Origin of the sequence: Romboutsia sp. 1001285H_161024_C4 (assembly GCF_015550185.1) — a bacterium.
Lineage (GTDB): Bacteria > Bacillota > Clostridia > Peptostreptococcales > Peptostreptococcaceae > Romboutsia_C > Romboutsia_C hominis.
In genome coordinates this window covers 1-4,389 of sequence record NZ_JADNAJ010000024.1, presented here as the reverse complement: position 1 = coordinate 4,389, position 4,389 = coordinate 1, and the positions used below count along the sequence as shown (strand labels likewise).

General features: G+C 25.8%; 5 protein-coding genes. 4 read left to right on the top strand and 1 reads right to left on the bottom strand.

Going from position 1 to position 4,389, the window contains the following annotated elements:
* Nucleotides 1–398: 398 nt before the first annotated feature.
* A complete protein-coding gene (locus I1959_RS15085) occupies nt 399–911 on the top strand; it encodes a hypothetical protein (RefSeq protein ID WP_187006987.1) in 513 nt (170 codons plus the stop codon).
* A 682-nt stretch (nt 912–1,593) separates the two neighbouring features.
* A complete protein-coding gene (locus I1959_RS15080; protein ID WP_195238897.1) occupies nt 1,594–2,454 on the top strand; it encodes an Rpn family recombination-promoting nuclease/putative transposase in 861 nt (286 codons plus the stop codon).
* A 9-nt stretch (nt 2,455–2,463) separates the two neighbouring features.
* Here the strand turns inward: I1959_RS15080 and I1959_RS15075 are convergent, their stop codons facing one another.
* Nucleotides 2,464–2,718: a hypothetical protein gene (locus I1959_RS15075; RefSeq protein WP_195238895.1), complete on the bottom strand. Its 255-nt coding sequence runs from the start codon at nt 2,716–2,718 to the stop codon at nt 2,464–2,466.
* 271 nt (nt 2,719–2,989) lie between these two features.
* On the opposite strand from I1959_RS15075, the gene mobQ reads away from it, so the two are divergent.
* Together mobQ and I1959_RS15065 are read left to right on the top strand one after the other, a co-directional pair.
* Nucleotides 2,990–4,123, top strand: a complete 1,134-nt coding sequence (gene mobQ, locus I1959_RS15070; RefSeq protein ID WP_207733605.1) for a MobQ family relaxase — start codon at nt 2,990–2,992, stop codon at nt 4,121–4,123.
* Nucleotides 4,113–4,265 (top strand): hypothetical protein, encoded by a 153-nt coding sequence (locus I1959_RS15065; protein ID WP_195238891.1) that lies wholly within the window; start codon nt 4,113–4,115, stop codon nt 4,263–4,265. The genes mobQ and I1959_RS15065 overlap by 11 nt, the downstream gene beginning before the upstream one ends.
* Nucleotides 4,266–4,389 lie beyond the last annotated feature (124 nt).

Here is a 4,389-nt window from a genome sequence, read left to right as displayed (position 1 = left end):
GTGTATTTACTGAAATGTAGTAATTTCAATAGATACACTCTTTTTTATATATAACTATTCCCTAAATCTAAATTTTAGGACTAATTGTTTAGATTATCTATGTCCTGATAAAATTGGATAAAGCATAGCTATTATTCCAAATATAATCCACCAACAAGAATATAGAAAATCTATAAATATTCTTTGTTTCAAGTTTTATTTTTATTTATAAAAACTATAATTTAATGGTTAAAATTAAAAGAACATAGATATAGCAATACTTAATCGAAATATTGTAATATGTTAAAAATATTTTTTTATTAAAAGGAGGATTTTAATATTAAAATATTCAATTTATTATTTTAATATTTTACATATTGTAATATATTAAAAAATTTTTTTATTAAAAGGAGAAAAAAATGAAAAAATTTATAGCTATGTTAAGTATATTTTTACTTTCTTTTACTTCTAGTACTAGCGCATTAACTTATAATAACGAATCGCTAGCTAGTACTAAAAATAGTACAGAAGAGAAATTTGAAATTTACAACGGATATGGTGAATTATTAGAAGTAAGTGACAGTTTAGAAGAAGCAGAGGAATATCTATCTAAATTAAATGCAGATGGATCTGATGAAAAATCATTATCAAAGGTATATCATGTAGCAAAAGTAGGAATAAATAAAGCAATGCCTATAGTATTGGGAGCGTGTGTTATATATAAAGTGGGGCAAGTAGTATTAGGTAAAGCGCAAGTTATAGATGTTATAGACTTAATAGTACCTGTAAAAACTTTGGCAGAAATTGCAGGTACTGCTAAAAGATTAAATCTATACAGTAATTCATCAACTGTATTAAATCCATATCCACCACATTCTGCTCAAGGAGCAACTTGGACTAGAACAAATTTCTATTATGTAGTAGGTAATTAACTACTATGGTAAATTTTTTATATAGCGATAAAGCACAGTTTATAGTTCATTTAATTTTATCAATGTATGTTATGGTATATTATGGGATATATATATTTGAAAAGCTATATGAAAAAAATCATAGTGATAACAAGTATAAAACAAATATAAAACCATATAAAATTATTGGATATTATTACCTAATTATAGAAACGTTTTTTTTGATAATAAATATTCGAAATATTAGTTGTATTTACATAATTATTCATATAGTGAGTTCGATTATAATATTAACAGCAATGAAATTACTTAAAAATAAGTAGTATATATTTTTTTCATTGTTATCTCTGGATTTCTTTCTAACTGAGGTAGCGTCGGGAAAATACGGAATTCTTACATTAAGGTGATTTTAACTGCTATTTACAACAAGTATAGTGTTTTTTGTATATTAAAAAATTAGCATTTTACTTCAAGTATAATTTTTTATTAATAAATTACTTAAATTTGAATAATTTAAATGTATTTATGTTACTTTACGTATTAAAAAATACATGGTTTGTAACAATAAAGTATACTCTAAAAACACATTTAAAGATTTCTAGTTAAAAAATCCATTTTAAATATTTGAATGGATTTTTTTTATTGAACGACAATCCATAGTATAATAAAAGTATATATGAATTTGTAGAAAGGAAGTGTTGAAATGACATATTTACTAAGTCCTAAAGTAGATTTTGTTTTTAAAAGAATATTTGGTAATGAAAAACATCCAGATATATTAATATCATTCTTAAATGCAGTTATGAAACCAACGGATCTAATTGAATCAGTAGAAATTAGGAATTCAGATATAGAAAAAGAACATATAGAAGATAAGTATTCGAGATTAGATATAAAAGCAATAACTAATAAAGGTGAGCATATCAATATAGAGATACAAGTTAAAAATGAATATAACATGATTAAAAGAAGTTTATATTACTGGAGCAAAATGTTTGAAAATCAAATTGTTGAAGGTGATAATTACAATAAATTAGCTAAAACAGTATGTATAAATATTCTAGATTTTAAATATTTAAAAAATGATAAATTCCATAATGCATATAGATTAAAAGAAATAAATACAAATGAAGAATTAACAGATGCTATGGAGCTACACTTTATAGAAATACCTAAATTAAGGAAACTAGATGACTCAGAAGAAATATCCGATATGTTAGAAGCATGGGTTGCTTTTATACAAAATCCAGATAGCGAAATTGTAGGAAAGTTAGAAATGAGTAAAAGAGAAATAAAAGAAGCAAAATCAGAGCTTGTAAGAATGAGTGGAGATTCAAAAGAAAGATACATGTATGAAAAAAGAAAAGAATCTATATTAGAAAAAGTTAGTTTAATAGAAAGTGCTGAACAAAAAGGTATTGAAAAAGGATTAAAAGAGGGCGAAAATAAAAAGGCTATAGAAATAGCACAAAATGCTATAAATAATAATTTAGATGATAATACAATTCAGATAATAACGGGACTATCATTAGAAGAAATTAAAGAGTTAAGAAATAAAAAATAAGGCTTGAAGTTAAGCCTTATTTTTTTCTACGAAATTTTCTAACCATAATTTAGATTTTTCATTCTCCATAAAATGATTTTTAAATTCATTAGCTAATTCTGTAGAGGTAATACCCATACTATCAAATATAGCTCCAATTTCAATTAATCTTTTAGTTCTTGCCTTACGTTCCTTTTCTTTTTCTTTTTGAATTAAAGCTTGTTTTTGAGCTTTAAGTTGTTTTATCTTTTCTTCTATATCATTTAATTTTTTGTTTTTATTCAAAATAAAAACCTCCTAATTTTATTTCCTAAATAAAATTATAGTATTGAAAATATATATTTTCAATACTATAATGGAATCAAAGTGCAATTGTAACATAATATATGGTTGATTTAAGTGAAGATTATATCCGAAAGGCGCACTTATACACCATAAAAGGTGTGTGCGCTCTTGCAGAGGGCTTTTAAAGAACATAAAATATATTTTAATACAAAATTAATACAAATGTATTAATTAAAAAGAAAGGAGATGAAATATATTGGCAATATATCATATGTCTACTAAAATAATAAGTAGGTCAAAAGGTAAATCATCAATTGCATCAAGTGCATATAGAAGTGGTGAAAAATTATATAACAAAAGAGATGGACTAGTACATGATTACACTAAAAGAAAAGATGTAATATATAAAGAGATTTTCAAACCAACTAATGCTCCAAATTGGGTATTCAATAGAGAACAATTATGGAATGAAGTAGAGAAAATAGAAAAGAGTAAAAATAGTCAGCTTGCAAGAGAAATAGACATAGCTTTACCAATAGAACTTAATGAAAAAGAAAGAATAGAATTACTAAGAAATTATGTAATAGATAACTTCTCAAATAAAGGCATGGTTGCTGATGTAGTTATTCATGATAAGAAAGATGGAAATCCACATAGTCATATCATGTTAACAATGAGACCATTTGAAGAAAATGGAGAATGGGGAGCCAAAGCAAAAAAGGAATATATATTAGATAAAGATGGCAACAAAACTTATACCAAAAACGGAAGTGTAAAATCTAGAAAAATAGAAACTACAAATTGGAATAAAAAAGAAACTTTAGAACATTGGAGAGAGCAATGGGCTATATATGCAAATAAAGCATTAGAAAAAGCAAATAAAAAAGAAAGAATAGACCATAGAAGTTATGAGGATCGAGGAATAGAAAAACTACCAACAAGACATGAAGGTCCGACAGTAAGAGCTATGGAAAAGAAAGGCATACAAACAGAAATAGGAAACATCAATAGAAAAATCCAAGAAGAAAATCAAAAAATAGACATAATAGAAAATCAAATCAAGCTATATGAGGAGATGAGGGAACTAGAAAATGAGCGAAATAAAGATAATGGAACTAGAAACAGAAATATTGAAACTGAAAAAGGAGCTAATGAACTCACAGAAGGAATCGGAGGACTTGGCGATAGGGATAGACTTGAAGTACGAAAAAGAACTGAAGAACTTAAAAAGATTACTAGAGACAAAAGAGAGCAAGATAGAGCAGCTAGAGAAGAAATTAGAAAGTTCAATGAAAGAATTGAAAGAAGACAATTGGAGAGTACAAGACAATCAGATAAAAAATCGGAATCAGATAGAAAGATTAAGCAGAATAACAGGAGATTTGAGAACGGACTTGAACTCTAGAAAGGAAGGAGATAAATCTAAAAATAAAGGAGTAATAATAGCAATTATAATTGTATTTTTTTTATTAAACGCATCGATATTAGGAGTTGAAAGGGATATACATAGAGTTAAAAATAAAATAATATACCTACATGGATATTAGGGGAATTTGGGCTAAAAAATTGAAATAAATAGCAATATAGACACTAGAATAGAGAAGTGCTGAAAAATAGAGAAAGCATATGGTATAATGAAAATGTTATTTGTAATTGGGGGAGGTGAATAAA